Raw genomic sequence first — 17,418 nt, forward strand, 5'->3', positions numbered from 1 at the left:
CGTCGCCGTCGAACACCGTTGCGACGCTTGGGGTCTGCGACCGAGTAGGATCGCCGCAACGCGACAGGAGCGGCCATGGACGAAGACTGCCTGAAGCTCACCACTTATCTGGCCGAGCGGCGTCGGACCGACGACGGCTTCGTCTCCGACGTGCTGCTCGACCTCTACGCGCGCCATCGCATCGCCTGCGGCGTGGTGCTGCGCGGCATCGGCGGCTTCGGCTCCGGGCGGCACCTGCGAACCGACGAATCACTGACCTTGTCCGAGGATCCACCCGTCGCGATCGTGGCCGTGGACACCCGGGCGAAGATCGAGGCCTTGCTGGACCCGGTGCTCGCCATCAAGCAGCGCGGCCTGGTCACGTTGGAGCGGGCCCGGCTATTCCGCGGGGACGGGGCCGTCCCGGGGCCGCCGGAGCTCCCCGACGAATTGCGCGAAGCCGTCAAGTTGACCGTCTACGTCGGCCGCAAGGAACGCGTCAACGGCACCCCGGCGTATGTCGCCATCTGCGACCTGTTGCATCGCCGCCGGATAGCCGGTGCGTCGGTCCTGCTGGCGGTGGACGGCGTCACGGACGGGCGGCGGCACCGGGCCCGCTTCTTCGGCCGCAACGCCAACGTGCCGATGATGATCGTCGCCGTCGGCTCGGGCGAGCGCATCGGCGGCGTGCTGCCGGAACTGGCGGGGCTGCTCCGGCGCCCCATGTTCACGCTCGAGCGGGTGCGCGTGTGCAAACGCGACGGCGAACTCCTCGAGCGGCCACACGCCCTGCCCGGGGTCGACGAACGCGGTTTGCCGCTCTTTCAGAAGCTGACCGTCTACACGTCGGAGTCGGCACTTCACGGCGGGGTGCCGATTCACCGCGCGATCGTGCAGCGGCTCCGTCAGCGCGACGCGCCCGACGGGGCGACGGTGGTGCGGGGCATTTGGGGATACCACGGGGACCATCAACCGCACGGTGACAAGTGGTTCTCGCTACGCCGCCGCGTCCCCGTGGTCACGATCGTCGTCGACACCCCGGCCAACGTCGCCGAATCCTTCGCCGTGATAGACGAATTGACCCGCGACGACGGGCTGGTGACCAGCGAGATGGTGCCGGCGGTGGTGTCGGACGATGACGCCGACGAGGGACCGCCGCGGATGGCCGACCACCGCTACTAGCGGCGATCGCGAACGCGGCTCGCCGCCACGGGTCGGGTCAGCCGGCGACCGAGGCGTCGTAGATCGACTGGATCGCCTTGTCCAGCGTGGCGTTGAACTGCTCGTCGGACTGGTCGACCGTCAGTCCCTCGGTGAGCGCGCGGCTGAAGCTGGCGATCAGGCCCGTGTTCTTCGCCAGCAGCTCGTTGGCTTCCTCGCGGGAGTAGCCGCCGGACAGGGCCACCACGCGCATCACCTTCGGGTGCTCGATCAGCGGGCGGTAGAAGTTGACCTCACTGGGCAGGCTCAGCTTGAGCATCACGCGCTGACCCTCGGGCACGTTCTCGAGCTGCTTGGTGATCTCGTCGCGCAGGATGGCCTCGGCGTCGGCCTTGTCCGAGATCGAGATGGTGACCTCGGGCTCGATGATGGGCACCAGGCCGTGCGAGAGCACCTGATGGGCCAGCTCGAATTGCTGGGCGACCACGGCGGCGATGCCCTCGGCGTTGGCGCCGCCGATCACCGACCGTTCCTTGGTGCCGAAGACGCCCTTGCTCACGGCGCGCTCCAGCAACTCGTCCAGTCCCGGGATCGGCTTCATCAGTTGCACGTCGTCGGACGCGTCGGCCAGGCCCTTGTCGATCTTGAGGATGGGCACCACGCCCTTGGTCTCCCACAGGTAGGTGGTCGACGGCTTGCCCTCGATCTCACGGTCCATGGTCTGCTCGAAGAGGATGGCGGCCAGCACCCGGTCCCCGGTGAACGCCGGCGACGTGATGATCCGCGATCGCATCTGGTGAATGAGGTCGAACATCTCCTCTTCGGAGGAGTACGCGTCGTCCTCGATGCCGTAGAGGCGTAGCGCCTTCGGCGTCGAGCCGCCGCTTTGGTCGAGCGCCGCGATGAATCCCTTCCCCGACGTCATCCGGTCCGCCTGCTTCTCGTTCGGCATGGACGTCCTCCACTCCCTCGTGGTCCCGTGCGGTCACGGCGCCTACGGTGCTGCGCACCCCTGAAATGATCGTGCCGATCATATTCGGCCGGTCAGAGCCCCGGGGAGGCCGGTCGTCACACCTCGGCTTGGTGCGGCCGCGGGGAGTCGGGCCTGGCGCGCCACAGCGCCATGCGATCAAGGAGCCCGTCGCGCAGAACCAGCGAGTGAAAGAGCACGGCGCACATGTGCGCGGTGAACGTGAGGAACAGCAGGAATGCGAAGGCGCCGTGGCACTCGCGCAGCACCGCGAAGACGTCGATGCGGTGCGGCGCGATGCCGGGCAGCCGCAGCGGACCCGCCAGCGTGACCGGGAACCGCGCGGCCGACAGCATGGCCCAGCCGGTGAGGGGTTGCACCAGCAGCAGGGCGTAGAGCAGGTATTCGGACCACGTCGCGACACGCCGCTCGGCGCGGCCCATCGTGGCCAGAAACGGCGGCGGCCGGTGGGTGAGCCGGTTCGCCAGCCGCACCACGGCGAATACCAGGATCAGCACGCCGAGCGGCCGGTGAATGGCCAGCAGCAGCGGGTAGTAGCTGAGCGCCGCGACCATGGTGACGCCGATGAGCAGTTGCGCGATCACCATCGGCGCCATCAGCCAGTGCAGCAGCCGGGACGGCAGCGCGAACCGGGCCGCGGCCGGGCTTTCCTTCACCACAGCACCCGCGAGACGTCGACTTCGCTGGGCGTTTTCGGCTCCTCGGCGCGGCGGGTGAACGAACGGGCGTAGACCGCCGACCTCGCGGCGAGCAACGGGTCGTCGGAGGCGGCGATACCGTCGGGCAGGACCAACGGGTCGAAGTTGATATCGCGGGCGTTGCCGGGCGCCTCCGTCTGCACGGCCGTGATGGTGATGGTGCCGGCGTCGATGGTGCGGCGCGACGCCGGCCAGGCTTTCGTGGCGTCGTGGGTCGGATCGCCCGGCTCGCCGATGGTGAGCAGCAGCCGCCAGCTCAGCGGCCGCTGCGCGAGCGCGCGGATGAGGTCGTCGAACAGGTAGTCCTTGCCCGGGGACGGCGCCGGCACGCCCGCCGCTTGCCGCGGGACGGCGGCCCAGCGCACCGGGACGGTCGCTCCGGCGTCGTTGGTGAACCGGAAGGCGTTCAGCCCGTGAAAGGGGCTGTCGGCGAACCCCGCGCTGGGCGGGGCCTGCTTGATCAGCTTCATGGCCGCGACGGTCTCGGGATGGCGGCCGAGGAATGCGGCCATCTTCTCCGGGTCGGGCTTGCCGGTCTCGGGCACGGGCCGGGACGCGAGCAGCCGGTCGTAGAACCCCTCGGGCGTGCTGTCCGGGAAGACGGGGATGTTGATCATCGCCGTGCGCCATTGCTGGCCGCCGGGGCCCTGGAAGAGCAGGCCGAGGCCGCGCACCGTGGCGGCCGCGTCCGCCTGATCCGGCAGACCGCCCGAAAGGGAGAACCGGCCGATCACCGGCACGGTTCCCGCTCCGAAGACCGCCGCCCGGCAGACCGCCGCCCCCGCCCCGCTGCTGGCGAACGTCCCGACCGCGCTGAGCCCCTTCGCGTGATTCCGGCGAAAACCGTCGTGACGTCCGTAGACGTGTTCGAAGCGGTCGGCGAACCGGGGTGGTGTCAGCGCGCCCGGCCGCAGCCAGCCACCGGCATAGGCGAACCCACCTACATCCACCGCGGCGACGCCGGCCACGGCACCCATGCCGAGCAAGGCGCGCCGCCGCGTCAACGCGTCTGCGAGGGGCCGGGCGGGCTCGCCGGGCGGATCGCCCTGTTCGCCACCGCCGTCACCGGGCTCCACGACCACCACCCTTCGGGGTTTGTGCAGGCCAGGGGGCCCGGGCTGGACCGGAATCCGGAGGAGGTAATTCACGCACGGGCCGACGCCCTGCGCAACTTCTGCGGTGAGGGTCGCACACACTCACAGGACGTCACCGGGCGCCGATTCGTTCACTCGTTTTGGGTGTGGTTCCCCGCGTGTCATACCATCGAATAAACAACTTGCGGCTGCATCTGTAGCTGGCGCGCAGATCGTCGGGGTGTGTCTCCTCCGACGGGCAAGCGATTTCCGCGGGGTTGAACAAGCAGCCCCCGGCTTGGCAGCGGCTGTTTTGAGAGCTAGCAGTCTCCCAACGGGGGACCGATTGTGAGTGATAGACCATGGGCGAACTAACTGGCGATCCGATAGATCCGACCGCTTTCTCGGTGGGAAAACAACAGGTAGATCAGGCGGTCGTGCTCACCGTCTCGGGTGAGGTGGACATGCTCAGCTCCCCGCACCTGGCCGAAGCGATCCAGACCGCGCTGGGGGCGAAGCCCGCCGCGCTCATCGTTGACCTCACCAAAGTGGACTTCTTGGCGTCGGCCGGGATGACGGTCCTGGTCACGGCGCAGGCCGAGACCGAGCCGCCGACCCAATTCGCGGTGGTCGCCAACGGCTCGGCGACGAGCAGGCCGATCAAACTGATGGGAATCGACAGCGTGCTTGCGCTCTACAGCTCGCTCGACGACGCGCTGAGCGGCATCGCTGGTGGGTGAACCTCGAGATGGGGGCACAGCTGGGAACGATGGGGCGCTCTGATCACCAGCCGCACGATGTGTCAATCAGCGACGACCGATCCCGTTTCGTACGGAGCAGGGTCGCCGCCGACCCCCGCAGCGCCGCTCGCGCTCGAGCCGAGTTCGGCGTCTGGCTCGAAACGCACTTCACCCTCGATACCGACCGCTTCAGCGACGTTCTGCTGGCGGTAAACGAAGCCATCGCCAACGCGGCGGAGTTCGCCTACTGCGACGCGTCCCAGCCCGGAACCCTGGACGTCACCGCGGCCTACGACCGCCGGTCCGACACCCTGGCCGTCACGGTCGACGATCGCGGCCGCTGGCGCCAGCAGCTCCCGCCGCACTACCAGCAGCAACTCCGCGGACGCGGCATCCCGCTGATGGAGGCGCTCGCCGACGATGTGACCATCGACCGCACGCCGCACGGGACCCGCGTCGCGTTGACGTGGACCGATCTCACCCGCCAGCCCGGCGCGTAAGCCCGGTTGATCCGCTTTGGGGATCCGCTTGATTCGCAATGCAATTCGTGGTTTTCCACAACGGGTCCCGTAACATCTGCGCCATGCAGCCTAGCCGCTGGTGGGGCGACGACCGCGCGATCCTCGATGACGACGAGGCCCGCCGGCGCATCCTGGACGCGGCGGGCCGGTGCATCGTGCATCGCGGCAACACGCAATTCCGGATGGGCGAGGTGGCCGACGCGGCGGGCGTGTCCCGGTCCACGGTGTACCGGTACTTCCCGGGCCGCGACGACGTCCTGCTGGGGCTGATCCTGGCGCGGGTCGACCACGCCCTGGGCGAGCTGGTGCGCTCGCTGGCCGATCCGGACGATCCGGTGCGCGCGGTTCCCGAGATGGTGCTGGCCCGCGTCGAGTCGGTCAACGGCGACCCACTGAACGAGGCGCTGTTCGCCGCCGAGAGCACCGCCGTGGCGACGGCCCTGGAGAAGGGTTCCGAGCCCATCGTGGAGACGCTGTTGCGGCACTACCAACCGTTGCTGCAGCGGTGGCAGTCGGCGGGTCGCCTGCACGCCGACCTCGATCCGCGGTCGGTGGTGCAGTGGCTGCACGCCACCACGCTGTTTCTGCTGGCGCCATCGTGGCGGTTCCGCCCCGCCACCGACAAACGCGCGTTCGTCGAGCAGTTCGTGGTGCGGGCGCTCGTACCGGAAGTCAGACAATAACGCCGGATTGTCTGATGTCCGGACGTTCAGGTATTTTTGCCTGACCCCGTGCCGCGACGTCCCCCCGGCTCGCGGTGCGGGTGCCATGTCCCCCACCGAGAAACGAACGCATGAACAACCCTGTGTCCCAAGCCCTTTCGGCCGTCGGGCTGGCCGCGCACCTGGGCCGCGGGGTGGGTCGGCTGGCCACCGACGCGGCGGTCGGCGGCCTCGTGGGGTTGCCGCGCCGGGTGCAGGACGTCGACGCGGCGGTGCTCTCCAGAGTCATGCGCACCACCGTCAAATCCGTCCGGGTGCTCGGCAGCGGCGCCGGGACATCGTCGCGGGCGCGGTTGGTGCTGACCGGGAAGAACGTCCCCGACTCGGTGTTCATCAAGCTCGCGGCCACGACCGCGGCCACCCGGCTGATGGGCGAACTGGGCCGGCTCGGCCAGACGGAAGTGCGGTTCTACAACCAGCTCGCGCCCCAGGTGGTCGGCGCCCCGCATGCCTATGGCGCGGCGTTCGATCCCTGGACCGGCCGCTACCTGGTGGTGCTGGAAGACCTGCCGGTCGAGTCGTGCGAATTCCCCGACACCCTGCACCCGCTGTCGCCCGACCAGGCCAGCTTGATCGTCGAGTTGCTGGCCGACTTGCACGCGACATTTTGGAATCGACTCCCCCGGGACGGCCGCGGCCCGCTGGGCTGGCTCTACACGCCCTCCGGTGACGTCACCTCGTTGCTGACCGGTTCGCTGATGCACGCCTCGATCAAGCGCCTCGCCGGGCGCACCGACATCCCCGTGGACAATGGCCGTTTCATCGCCGACAACTACCGCGCCGTCGCGGCGCTCATCGACTCTCCCCCGCACACCGTCATGCACGGCGACGCCCACCCCGGGAACATGTACTTCCACGGGGGTAAGGCCGGACTGCTGGACTGGCAGGCCGTGCGGCGCGGGCACCCGTCCCGGGAGCTGGCCTACACGCTGATCACCAGCCTCACCCCCGAAGATCGCCGAACGACCCAGCGCGAGCTGCTCGACGACTACCGGCGCGGGCTCGCGGCGGCGGGCGGACCCGAACTGGACCGCGACGACTTGTGGCGGCGGTTCCGGCAGGGCGCGCTGTACGCCTACGTGGCGGCCCTGATCACCGCCGGGATGGGCGGCATGCAGCTCGAGGGCATCGCGATGGAGGGGCTGCGGCGCGGCGTCGCGGCGCTCGACGATCTGGAAACGGTCGCGGGGCTGAAAAGCTCCCTCTGACGTAACGAGTTTGGGCCGAACCTATTGCGATGACGCCCGCACGAGTTACGCTACTTCCCGTAGCGTAATGCTGCGGGTCTTGTGCGTCTTCCGCCCATCGCGGCAAGGAGAGTCTGATGTTCGATCTGAAGATCACCGGCGGCACCGTCGTCGACGGCACGGGCGCGGAGCGCTATCGCGCCGACGTCGGCATCAAGGATGGCAAGATCGTCGACGTCATCCGGCGCGGCCCCGGCGACCCCGCGATGGCGGGCGAGGCGGCCGAAACCATCGATGCGACAGGGCGTGTGGTCGCCCCCGGCTTCGTTGACATCCACACCCATTACGACGGCCAGGTCAGCTGGGACAGCCTGCTCGAGCCGTCGAGCGGTCATGGCGTCACCACGATCGTGACCGGCAACTGCGGCGTGGGCTTCGCCCCGGTGCGGCCCGGCACCGAGCAGTGGCTGATCGAGTTGATGGAGGGCGTCGAGGACATCCCCGGCACCGCGCTCACCGAGGGCATCACCTGGGGCTGGGAGACCTACCCCGAGTACCTCGATGCGATCGGCAAGCACAAGTTCGCGATCGACGTGGGCAGCCAGGTCGCCCACGGCGCCATCCGGGCCTACGCGATGGGCGAGCGCGGCGCCCGCAACGAGCCGGCCACCCCTGCGGACATCGAGGCGATGGGCCGGCTGGTCCGGGAGGCGATCGAGGCCGGCGCGCTCGGCTTCTCGACGTCGCGCACGATGGGGCACCGCGCCATGGACGGCGAACCGGTGCCGGGCACCTACGCGGCCGAGGACGAGCTGTTCGGCCTGGGGCGGGCCATGGCCGCGGGCGGCCAGGCGGTGTTCGAGCTGGCCCCGCAGGGATCCGCGGGCGAGGACATCGTCGCGCCCAAGAAGGAACTGGACTGGATGCGGCGGTTGAGCGCCGAGATCGACCGGCCGGTGTCGTTCGCGCTGATTCAGGTGGACGCCGACCCGAACCTGTGGCGCGAGATGCTGGACCTCTCGGCGGACGCGCACGCCGACGGCGCCCGGTTGTACCCACAGGTCGCGGCGCGCCCGTTCGGCATGATGATCGGATTCCAGGGCCACCACGGCTTCAGCCACCGCCCCACCTATCGCCGGCTGGCGGCCGAGTGCAGCCGGGAGGAACTCGCGCAGCGGCTGGCCGATCCCGCGGTGAAGGCCGCCATCCTGGCCGACGAGGACCTGCCCGCCGACCCGACGCTGTTGTTCGACGGCATGTTCGCCCTGGTGCAGCACTCGCTCGGGCGGCTCTACGCGCTGGGCGACCCACCCGACTACGAGCCCACCGCCGACCGCACCGTCGCGGCGATCGCCAAGGCCCGCGGCGAGGACCCGCTGTCGACGCTGTACGACCTGATGCTCGAACGGGACGCGACGGCGATGCTGATGCTGCCGCTGTTCAACTATGCCGACGGCAACTGCGACGCGATTCGGGAGATGCTGCTGCACCCCGCCGGCGTGCTCGGGCTGTCCGACGGCGGCGCCCACTGCGGAATGATTTGCGACGCTTCGTATCCCACGTTCCTGCTGACGCACTGGGCGCGCGGCCGGCGCCGGGGCGACAAGCTGTCGCTGGAGTACGTGATCCGCAAGCAGTCCCGCGACACCGCGCACCTGTTCGGCCTCACCGACCGCGGCACCATCGAGCCGGGCAAGAAGGCCGACATCAATGTGATCGACATGGACGCCCTGACGCTGCATCCCGCGGCGATGGCCTTCGACCTGCCCGCCGGCGGCAACCGAATCCTGCAGGGCGCCAGCGGTTATGCGGCCACCATCGTCAGCGGAACCGTGACCCGGCGCGACGACGTCGACACCGGGGCCCGCCCCGGCCGGTTGGTGCGCGGAGCGCGCTAGGCCTCCGCGCATGACCGCGCCACCCGGCAACCCGGCCCGCACCCGCTCGAACGTCCAAGAGGACGCGATCGGCACTCCGCCGGAAAGCCCGACGCTGGTGCCGGCGCAGCGGTACTACTCGCCCGCCTTCGCCGCGCTCGAGGTCGAGCGAATGTGGCCGAAGGTTTGGCAACTCGCCTGCATGGTCGACCATGTCGCCGAGCCGGGCGATTACTTCGAGTACCGGTGCGGACCGTACGGGGTGCTGATCGTTCGCGGCGACGACGGAGTGCTGCGCGCCTTCCAGAACGCCTGCCGCCACCGCGGCAACTCGGTGTGCGTGGGCTCGGGTTCGGGGCTGCGCGAGCTCAAGTGTGGCTATCACGGGTGGACCTGGGACCTGGGAGGAACGCTCAAGCGGGTGCCCAACCGTAAGGGCTTCGGCTCGCTCAAGATGTCTGACTTCCCGCTGGTGCCGGTGCGGGTGGACACCTGGGAGGGACTCGTCTTCGTCAATCTGGACCTCGACGCGATACCGCTGCTCGACTACCTGGAGGCGGTACCCGAGGACATCGCCTGGTGCCGGCTCGGCGACTTCCGCTGCTACGCCACGCTGACCGTCGAGGTCGAGGCCAACTGGAAGACGATCGCCGACGGCTACAGCGAGACCTACCACATCCAGACGCTGCACCCGGAATTGCTGCGCTGCGTCGACGACATCCATGCGCCGCAACGGATCTGGGGCCACACCGGCAAATCGGACCAACCGTACGGCGTGCCGAGCCCCCGCTTCCAGGGCGCGCTGAGCGACGAAGAGGTCTGGGACGCTTACGTTTACACGCAGGGCGCGCTGATGGGCGCCGCCGAAGGCACCCCCTTCCCCGCCGACGGACGCGAGCCCGGGCATACGGTCCAGGACCTGATCGCCGCACACACCCGCGCGTTCGCCGCCAGTCGCGGGGTGGACCTCGATTGGGCGGACACCGACCGGATCACCCGGCTGCACCAGTACAACGTCTTCCCCAACATGACGCTGCTGACCAACGCCGACCACCTCACGATCATGTGCTCGCGGCCCGGCCACGATCCCGACCATGGCGAGCTGGTGATGTTCCTGATGACGCGGATGCCGCCGGGCGCGGCGCGCGCCAAGCCGACCGATGTCCGGGTGACCGCCGGTGAGGCCGAGCCCGGCGTGGTGCTCACCCAGGACATCCGGGTGCTCGCGGGTCTGCAGCGCGGCATGCATCAACCGGGTTTCACCCACTTGGTGCTGTCCAACGAGGAGCGGCGCGTGATCAACACGCACCGCAACTTGGAGCGTTATCTGGACCTACCCCAGTCCGAGCGGATGACCGGCGGCGTGACGAATCAGTCGGACCCCACTTGATTGGTGTAGACACGCCGTAATCGGCCCGATGCGATTTAGAATCCCTTTCGTGATGACCCCGTCAAACCCGTGGGGGGACGACCGAGGGCAACTCGCGCATCAGCTACAGATGCGATATCAACCACTCGCGCGAAGACGCGCGCGCCGAATGTGCCACAACTTCGCGCGCGTCGGCGTGCGCACCGCACCCGACCGCGTGCGGGAGATGCTGGCGGGGGCGCCCCTGGCCGCTCATGAAGTGGTGGACGTCCATTTCGCGCTGATCGCGCTGCAGTTCGACCGCGAAACGCGCGCCGCCCGATACAAGCGGCTGAAGCGACAGGGCGCCCGGTCGATGCTGTTCGCCGGGCTGGTCCTGGTGGTGTTGAACTTCCTCATGTGCATGGCGTACGTCATGCTCAACCTGGCCGAGCAGGCGGCTCCGCTGTAGCCCTGGGGCCGCCTCAGCGCGGGACGACGATGCCGTTGTCGTAGGCGTACACGATCGCCGCCGCGCGGTCGCGCAGGTCCAGTTTTCCGAAGATCCGGCCGATGTGGCTCTTGACGGTGACTCCCGAAATGCAAAGCTCGTCCGCGATCTCGGCGTTGGAGAGGCCCCGGCCGATCAATGTCAGCACGTCCAGTTCGCGGGTGGTCAGCTCGGCGATCGCGGCGCCGCGGGGCCCGGGGGCGGCTTTGCGGTAGGTGGTCAACACCCGCTCGGTGACCGCGGGATCCAGGTAGCTGTCGCCCCTGGCGACGGCCCGCACCGCGCGGATCAGTTCCTCGGCGGACGAGTCCTTGAGCACGAACCCGGCCGCCCCGGCCCGCAGCGCCTCGGACAACAGCTCGTCCTCGTTGAATGTGGTCAGCGCCAACACCGGCGGGGTGCCGCCGAGCCCGCGCGTCGCCTCGATGCCGTCGACGCGGCGCATGCGCAGATCCATCACGATGACGTCGGGTCGGTGCGCGGCCACCGCCGCGGGCACCTCGTCGCCGTCGGAGCATTCCGCGACGATTACGAAACCGTCCTTGCGCCGCAGGATTCGGCGCAGCCCCGAGCGCACCAGATCCTGATCGTCGACGAGCAGGACGGTGATCTCGTGGTTCGCGGCCGCGTCCGGGATCACGCCTTGCACCACCACGGTCGCCAGCCCGCGTCACCCTCGTGCAGGGGTATGTCGGCGCGCACCGACCATCCGGTGTCGGTCGGGCCGGCCTCGATGGCCCCGCCCAGCAGCTCGACGCGCTGGCGCATGCCGCGCAACCCGCGTCCCTCGGCGGATCGTGGCGCGGCTATGGCCACCGGCTGGCGGTTGTCCACCGTGAGGCTCGCGGAGGCCACCGAGATGCTCAGCGCCACAGTCGATTTCGAGTCGGGCGCGTGCTTGGCGATGTTGGCCAGCGATTCCTGGGTGATGCGGTAGAGCGCGAGCCCGACCGCCGCCGAGACGCGTTCGATGGCGCCGTCGATGTGCAGCGTGACGTCCAGGCCGGCGCGCTGAAAATCCGCGACCAGGACGCCGACGTCGTCGACACCGGGCTCCGGTGCGGTCTGGGCGGCCCTGGTCGGTGAGTTGTCCAGCAGCCCCACCGTGCGCCGGATGTCGGCCATCGCCTGCCGGCCCAGGCGTTCGGCCTGTTCGAGCGCCTCGATCGCGTCGTCGACGTCGCGGTCCTCCTGCAGTCCGCGACGCGCGCCCGTCACGTGCAGCAAGGTGATGCTCAGCGAGTGGGCGATGACGTCGTGCACCTCGCGCGCGATGCGCCGCCGCTCGTCGGCGGCCGCGTGTTCGGCCAGCATCTTCTGCGCCTCGATCTGTTCGGCCAGCAACAACCGTTGGGTCCGCATGACGTAACCGAGCAGCCACCCCGCCCCGAGGAACGCCAGGTACAGCCCCACCGCGTCGAGGCGATGCAACCCGGCGGCGGCCAGCAGCAGCGCGACCGCCGATGCGCCGGCCAAGAGCCCGCCCGCGATGGAGCTCAGTGTCGCAATGGACAACACCATCAGCACCAGCAGCGCCGGGGCGAAGTCGGCGTGAATGGGTGTCGACGTCCCGAACAGCATCACGGCGGTGGCCGTCGACCACGTCGCCCACATCAGCGCCGGGCTGAGCTTGGTGTTGAGGAAGAAGAACACCAAGGTCGGCGCGATGGACAACCCGAACGCGGCCAGCCCGACTGGCAGATCGGCGGAGGGGCGCTGCAGGATCGCGATCACCGCACCGCCGACATGGCTGACATCGACGGCCAGATACGACGCCCAGGTGAGACCGACGGGAATCAGCTCGCCCCGGCGGCGGAACTGTTCGCGAACGGATTCCGCTGCGGCACGCAACATCGTCCAATCCTAAAAGAGCGCGCCACCTGCCCACATCATGCTGTGGGCGGCTAGCGCCTCCGCCCGTGGTAGGAGGCAAAGACTGCACTTCGGCACGACGCGCGGCCGGCGGCCGCCTTCCTAGCGTTTCAGTCATGACATGGACACTGCTGCACGACCGGATGGCCTTCATGGCCCAGATGATCAAAGCCGCCGAGACCGATCCCGAGGCGGCGCTTACGTTGGCCGCCAACTCATCCGAGGTGTCTCGCCTGTTCGGCGACCAGGAGGGGCTGCTGCTGTCCCTGGGACAGCGCTGGATCACCATGCTGGTGGCCAAACTCGATCAGGCGGCGCACGAGGGCGTCCCGGCCGAACAGGTGCGGGCTGCGCTCGAGGCCGCCGAGCCGGGCCTGCATGCCCTGGTGCGGATCGGCTCGCGGCGCTCGCTGCGGGTCCGCTCGCTGTCCCGGGGCGAGCACGTCGCCGTGGGACTCTTCGGCGGTCCGACCGGCGATCGGCAGACCGTTGCATGAGGAAAGCGGAATACTCGCGCGGCTGACCGGTCGCTACGCGATCCTGATCGTTGGCCTTTGGGTGTTGGCGGCCGCGGCGGCCAACCTGGCGGCGCCGCAACTGGAGCGGGTGGTCGATTCGCACGCGCGATCCTTCATGCCCACCGACGCGCCGAGCGCCGTCGCCGCCACCCGGGCCGCCCAGGTGTTCAACCAGACACCCAGCAACAACTTCGTTTACGTTGTGCTGGAACGTGATCGGGCGCTCACGCCGAGTGATCGCCAGTTCTACGACGCGATGACGGCGGCGCTGGGGTCCGACCGGCGGCACGTGTACGCGGTGACCGATCTGTGGTCGCAGCCCGCCACCGCGGCCGGGGCCCAAAGCTCGGACGGGCGGGCCGTCAGCGTCATGGTGCGGCTCGCCGGCATGCTCGGCACCGCCCAGGCGCGCGACTCGGTGAACGCCGTCCGCGCCACCGTCGCGAAACTCGGCCCGCCGGCCGGCCTGCACGTCCATGTCACCGGGCCCGGCGCCACCATCGTCGACGAATTCTCCGCGATCGATCGGCAGATGCTCGGGATCACCGCCGCCACCATCGGTCTCATCCTGCTGTTGCTGCTGGTCGTGTACCGGTCGCCCGTCGCGGCGGCCATCCCGCTGATCTCGGTCGGCCTAGCCCTGGCCCTGGCGCGCGCCGTCGTCGCCGCGCTCGGGCAATCCAATGTTGTTGAGGTGTCGCTGTTTTCGGTGGCGCTGATGGCGGCCATGACCCTGGGCGCCGGCACCGACTACGCGATCTTCCTGGTGGGCCGCTACCACGAGGGGCGGCGGCGCGGCGTAGCGCCGGCGGAGGCGCTGCGGCAGGCCTACCGTTCCATCGCCCCGGTCGTGATCGGTTCGGCGCTGACCGTCTCGGTGGCACTGGCGTGCCTGGTGTTCGCCAAGGTGGGCTCGTTCCGCAGCGCCGGCTTGCCCTGCGCCATCGGCATTCTGGCGACCATGGTCGCGGCGCTGACGCTGACGCCCGCCCTGATGAGCCTGGCGACCCGCCGCGGGTATCTCGAACCGCGGCCGTCGACAACGGCGCGGCGCTGGCGGCGCGTCGGCACGGCCGTGGCCCGCTGGCCCGGCCCCATCCTGGTCACCGCGGCAGGGCTGACCCTGCTGGTCGCGCTGCCGCTGGCCGGCATGCGGGTCGGTTTCAACGAGCCCGCCGCCACGCCATCGGCCACCGATTCCAACCGCGGCTACGCCAGCGCCGACCGGCATTTCGCGGCCAACGCGCTGTTGCCCGACGTCGTCGTGATCCAGGCCGACCACGACCTGCGCAACCCGGCCGGCCTGATCGCCATCGAGCGAATCACGCGCCACATCATGGCCGTACCGGGTGTGCGGGCGGTCCAGTCCGCCAGCCGGCCCGACGGCAAGGTGCCCGAACAGGCGACGCTGAGCTATCAGGCCGGCGTGCTCGGCCGCCAGTTCGGTGACACCGTGGACTCGCTGACCCGACGCCTGCAGCGAGTCTCCGAGCTCGACGCCGCGCTGGCGCAGACCCAACTCGCGGTCGACGGCCTCGGGAACGGTTTGCGCGGCGGCAGCGCGGGATTGGCGGACATGTCCGGCGCCGCGGACGACATGCGCGCCGGGATGGACGGGCTGCAGCGCAACGTCACCACGGTGTCGGGCTACCTCGACCCGTTGCGGGACTTCGTCGGGCGCACCCCCGATTGCGCCGCCAATCCGATCTGCTCGACGGTGGACCGGGTGCTCCAGCCCGTCGATAGCCTTGTGCAGACGTCGGCGCGCCTCAACGACGGCGCCGCGAAGCTGACCGCCGGATCGAGCACCGCCGCCGCGGCGATGGCCGGCCTGCCGCAAAGCGTGACGACGATGAAAGATGCCTTGGGGCAAGCCCGTTCGGCCACGCACGAGCTGCTGAGCCTGACCGAAACGCTAGGCCCCCAGATGCACCAGATGACTGACTACCTGAACGAGATCGCGACGCAATTTCAGGGCAGCGCGGCCGCCGACTTCTACATGCCGCAGCGGGCCCTGACCGATCCGCGGTATACCGCGACGTTGCGCCACCTGATGTCAGAGAACGGCCGGGCCGCCTACCTGCTGGTCTACGGCGAGGGCTCGGAGTGGGGTGGCGACGGGGCCAGGCGGGCCGACCAAGTCCGCGCCGCCATCAAGGAGGCCACCAAGGAGGGCACCCTGACCCCGACGGAGGTGGACGTCGCCGGGGTCGGCCCGGTGACCGCCGATCTGCAGCGCTTCGTCGCCGCGGACACCAAGCTGCTCGTCGGCGCCGCGTTGGTGCTCATCTTCTTGATCGTCACGACGATGTTGCGCAGCCCGGTCGCGGGGCTGGTCGTCGTCGGAACCGTTGTCACCTCGTACGCATCGGCCGTCGGCGCCAGCGTGCTGATCTGGCAACACCTCCTCCACCAGGATCTGCACTGGGCCGTCGCCCCGATCGCATTCATCGCGCTGATCGCCGTCGGCGCGGACTACAACCTGCTGCTGGCGCTGCGCATCAAACAGGAAGCCGCGGCGGGCCTGAAGACGGGAATCATTCGCGCGTTCGGCGGAACGGGCGGGGTGGTGACCGTTGCCGGCATCGTCTTCGGGCTCACCATGCTCGCGTTGCTGAGCAGCAGTGTGCTCAGCATCGCCCAGATCGGCACCACCATCGCGGTCGGCCTGTTGCTGGACACCCTAGTCGTGCGGGCGTTCGTCGTGCCGTCCATCGTGGCGCTGCTGGGCCGCTGGTTCTGGTGGCCGCGGACGCTACCCCGTCGGGCCACCGTCGCCGCGGAAACACCCGCACCGCAGGCGGTTCCGACGGCTACTGCTGTGGGGGCGGGGCGGTAGACGGCATGCCCACCAGAACGCCCTCGACGTCGCCGTCGACGCTCACCAGCAGGCCTCGTCCCGGCGGCAACGCCTGGGCGCGGACCACACGGTTGATCCGGTTCTGCGGGTCGTTGTCCATATAGAGCTGCGCCACCTTCGCCGAGTTCTGGAACCGCATCCACGGATCCATCTGCAGCGTCGCCCAGTTCGCGCTGTTGCGGGTGGTGAACACGTGCAGCCCTATCTGCCGGGCACGCTCCATCAGCTTCCACAACGCCGCGCCCACCGGGGGTTTGGGCGGGTAGCTTTGGTCCGGGCGCAGGTCTTGGACATCGTCGATCAGCACGAAGTGCCGGGCGCCTTCCCACGGCTTGAGCGCGCGGAGCTCCTCCTGGCTCAACCCCTTCGGAGGCAGCCGGGGCAGCAGGACCTGCTGCGCGAGTGCGGTTATCACCTCGTCGATCTCGTCCTGGTCGTAGGCGTAGGCGCGCACGTAGCCCGGTCCGCTCAGGTCCCGCAGGCCGTGCGGGGCCGTCTTCGGGTCGATGAGGGTCAGCTGCGCTTCCTCCGGGCCGAACCGGTTCATGATCGCCTCACCGATAGACACCAGCGACATGGTCTTGCCGCAGCCCTGTCGGCCCAGGATCATCAAGCCCGGGCTTTCCTGCAGCCGGAGCGGAACGGGCCCCAGCTCGTGGCGCTCGCCGATGGCGAAGGCGATCGACAGGTCGTCTTTGCGCGGATGCGCGGCCTCGTAGTCGAGGATCGCGCGCAGCTCCACGCGCCGCGGAAGCCGTTGCAGTGTGGCGTGTTTCGTCACGCCCGCCACGTCGGCGATTTGCGCGCCGACGTCGACGATGCTCACCAGCGCGCCGGTGGCGGGGTCGGACAGCGCCGGGACGCCGACCCGCAGCTCGTGCAGGCTGTCCGTCAGGCCGAACCCCGGGCGGTTCAGGGTCCGCCGCGCGGCGTCCCGCGACTCGAGCGACGAGTGCCCCATCTGGCTTTCGCTCGGGTCCGCCAGCCGCAATTGGATTCGGGCCGTGGCGTTTTGCAGCAGGCTCTGCCGCTGCCCGTGAATCCAGCCACCGGCGCTGCACATCACGTGGACACCGTACTCGGGGCCGCGGCTGCTCAACGAGATGATGCGATCGCCCAGGACGGTGTCCTTCGAATAGACGTCGTCATAGTCGTCGACCACGACGAACACGTCGCCGAAGGGGTCGTTGGGGTCGGTGCCGCCCAGCCCGTCGCTGCCCGGCGCGAACCGGCGCTCGCGGAAGCCGTCGAGGTCGATCTTGAGTCGGCGGAACGAGTCCTCGCGCGCGTCACGTTCTTCTGCATCGGCGGCGCGACGCTCGCCCAGGTGGCGTCCCTGCCGCACGTCACCGACATCGTG

16 protein-coding genes are annotated in these 17,418 nt (G+C 69.5%); 10 read left to right on the plus strand and 6 right to left on the minus strand.

Annotation, left to right across the window (positions count from 1 at the left end; translation table 11 throughout):
- The first annotated feature begins 75 nt into the window (after positions 1-75).
- Positions 76-1,161 carry a DUF190 domain-containing protein gene (locus A5702_RS21160; RefSeq protein WP_055401462.1) on the plus strand — a complete coding sequence of 362 codons (1,086 nt, stop codon included), beginning with the start codon at positions 76-78 and terminating at the stop codon, positions 1,159-1,161.
- 37 nt (positions 1,162-1,198) lie between these two features.
- Here A5702_RS21160 and A5702_RS21165 read toward each other — a convergent pair whose 3' ends face one another.
- The 3 genes from A5702_RS21165 to A5702_RS21175 form a co-directional block, all read right to left on the minus strand.
- Positions 1,199-2,092 (minus strand): fructose bisphosphate aldolase, encoded by an 894-nt coding sequence (locus tag A5702_RS21165; protein ID WP_067816845.1) that lies wholly within the window; start codon positions 2,090-2,092, stop codon positions 1,199-1,201.
- Positions 2,093-2,208: 116 nt separating this feature from the next.
- A complete protein-coding gene (locus tag A5702_RS21170; protein WP_068223466.1) occupies positions 2,209-2,787 on the minus strand; it encodes a cytochrome b in 579 nt (192 codons plus the stop codon).
- The gene (locus A5702_RS21175) at positions 2,784-3,905 is read right to left on the minus strand and encodes a catalase family peroxidase (protein WP_304440341.1); all 1,122 of its coding nucleotides are present in this window, start codon (positions 3,903-3,905) and stop codon (positions 2,784-2,786) included. The genes A5702_RS21170 and A5702_RS21175 overlap by 4 nt, the downstream gene beginning before the upstream one ends.
- Positions 3,906-4,264: 359 nt before the next feature.
- Between A5702_RS21175 and A5702_RS21180 the strand changes: the two genes are divergently transcribed.
- From A5702_RS21180 to A5702_RS21210, 7 genes are all read left to right on the plus strand, one after another.
- Positions 4,265-4,642, plus strand: coding sequence for an STAS domain-containing protein (locus A5702_RS21180; RefSeq protein WP_055401458.1), 378 nt, complete (start codon positions 4,265-4,267; stop codon positions 4,640-4,642).
- A 59-nt stretch (positions 4,643-4,701) separates the two neighbouring features.
- Complete coding sequence (locus A5702_RS21185; protein WP_068223472.1) at positions 4,702-5,142, plus strand: ATP-binding protein; 441 nt, start codon at positions 4,702-4,704, stop codon at positions 5,140-5,142.
- 83 nt (positions 5,143-5,225) lie between these two features.
- Complete coding sequence (locus A5702_RS21190) at positions 5,226-5,846, plus strand: TetR/AcrR family transcriptional regulator (protein WP_068223474.1); 621 nt, start codon at positions 5,226-5,228, stop codon at positions 5,844-5,846.
- A gap of 110 nt (positions 5,847-5,956) precedes the next feature.
- Entirely contained in the window at positions 5,957-7,093 is a 1,137-nt protein-coding gene (locus tag A5702_RS21195) for a phosphotransferase (protein ID WP_068223441.1), read from the plus strand.
- Between the two features lie 116 nt (positions 7,094-7,209).
- A complete protein-coding gene (locus tag A5702_RS21200) occupies positions 7,210-8,970 on the plus strand; it encodes an amidohydrolase family protein (RefSeq protein WP_068223442.1) in 1,761 nt (586 codons plus the stop codon).
- Between the two features lie 10 nt (positions 8,971-8,980).
- Complete coding sequence (locus tag A5702_RS21205; RefSeq protein ID WP_068223444.1) at positions 8,981-10,339, plus strand: SRPBCC family protein; 1,359 nt, start codon at positions 8,981-8,983, stop codon at positions 10,337-10,339.
- A 148-nt stretch (positions 10,340-10,487) separates the two neighbouring features.
- Positions 10,488-10,769, plus strand: a complete 282-nt coding sequence (locus A5702_RS21210) for a hypothetical protein (protein ID WP_156349478.1) — start codon at positions 10,488-10,490, stop codon at positions 10,767-10,769.
- Positions 10,770-10,782: 13 nt separating this feature from the next.
- Here the strand turns inward: A5702_RS21210 and A5702_RS21215 are convergent, their stop codons facing one another.
- A complete protein-coding gene (locus tag A5702_RS21215; protein WP_231965124.1) occupies positions 10,783-11,463 on the minus strand; it encodes a response regulator transcription factor in 681 nt (226 codons plus the stop codon).
- On the minus strand, positions 11,445-12,662 hold the full coding sequence (locus A5702_RS21220) for a sensor histidine kinase (RefSeq protein ID WP_068223447.1): 1,218 nt from the start codon (positions 12,660-12,662) through the stop codon (positions 11,445-11,447). Before A5702_RS21220 ends, A5702_RS21215 begins: the two co-directional genes overlap by 19 nt.
- A 134-nt stretch (positions 12,663-12,796) precedes the next feature.
- Between A5702_RS21220 and A5702_RS21225 the strand changes: the two genes are divergently transcribed.
- A complete protein-coding gene (locus A5702_RS21225) occupies positions 12,797-13,177 on the plus strand; it encodes a hypothetical protein (protein ID WP_055401448.1) in 381 nt (126 codons plus the stop codon).
- Entirely contained in the window at positions 13,170-16,037 is a 2,868-nt protein-coding gene (locus A5702_RS21230; RefSeq protein WP_068223450.1) for an RND family transporter, read from the plus strand. Before A5702_RS21225 ends, A5702_RS21230 begins: the two co-directional genes overlap by 8 nt.
- On the opposite strand, the gene eccCb is transcribed toward A5702_RS21230, so the two are convergent.
- Positions 16,012-17,418 (minus strand): type VII secretion protein EccCb (gene eccCb / locus A5702_RS21235; RefSeq protein WP_231965131.1); only part of this gene is annotated, 1,407 nt, incomplete at its 5' end. The two genes, A5702_RS21230 and eccCb, sit on opposite strands and share 26 nt — an antisense overlap.

It is taken from the genome of Mycobacterium sp. E3339 (genome assembly GCF_001666915.1).
GTDB lineage: Bacteria > Actinomycetota > Actinomycetes > Mycobacteriales > Mycobacteriaceae > Mycobacterium.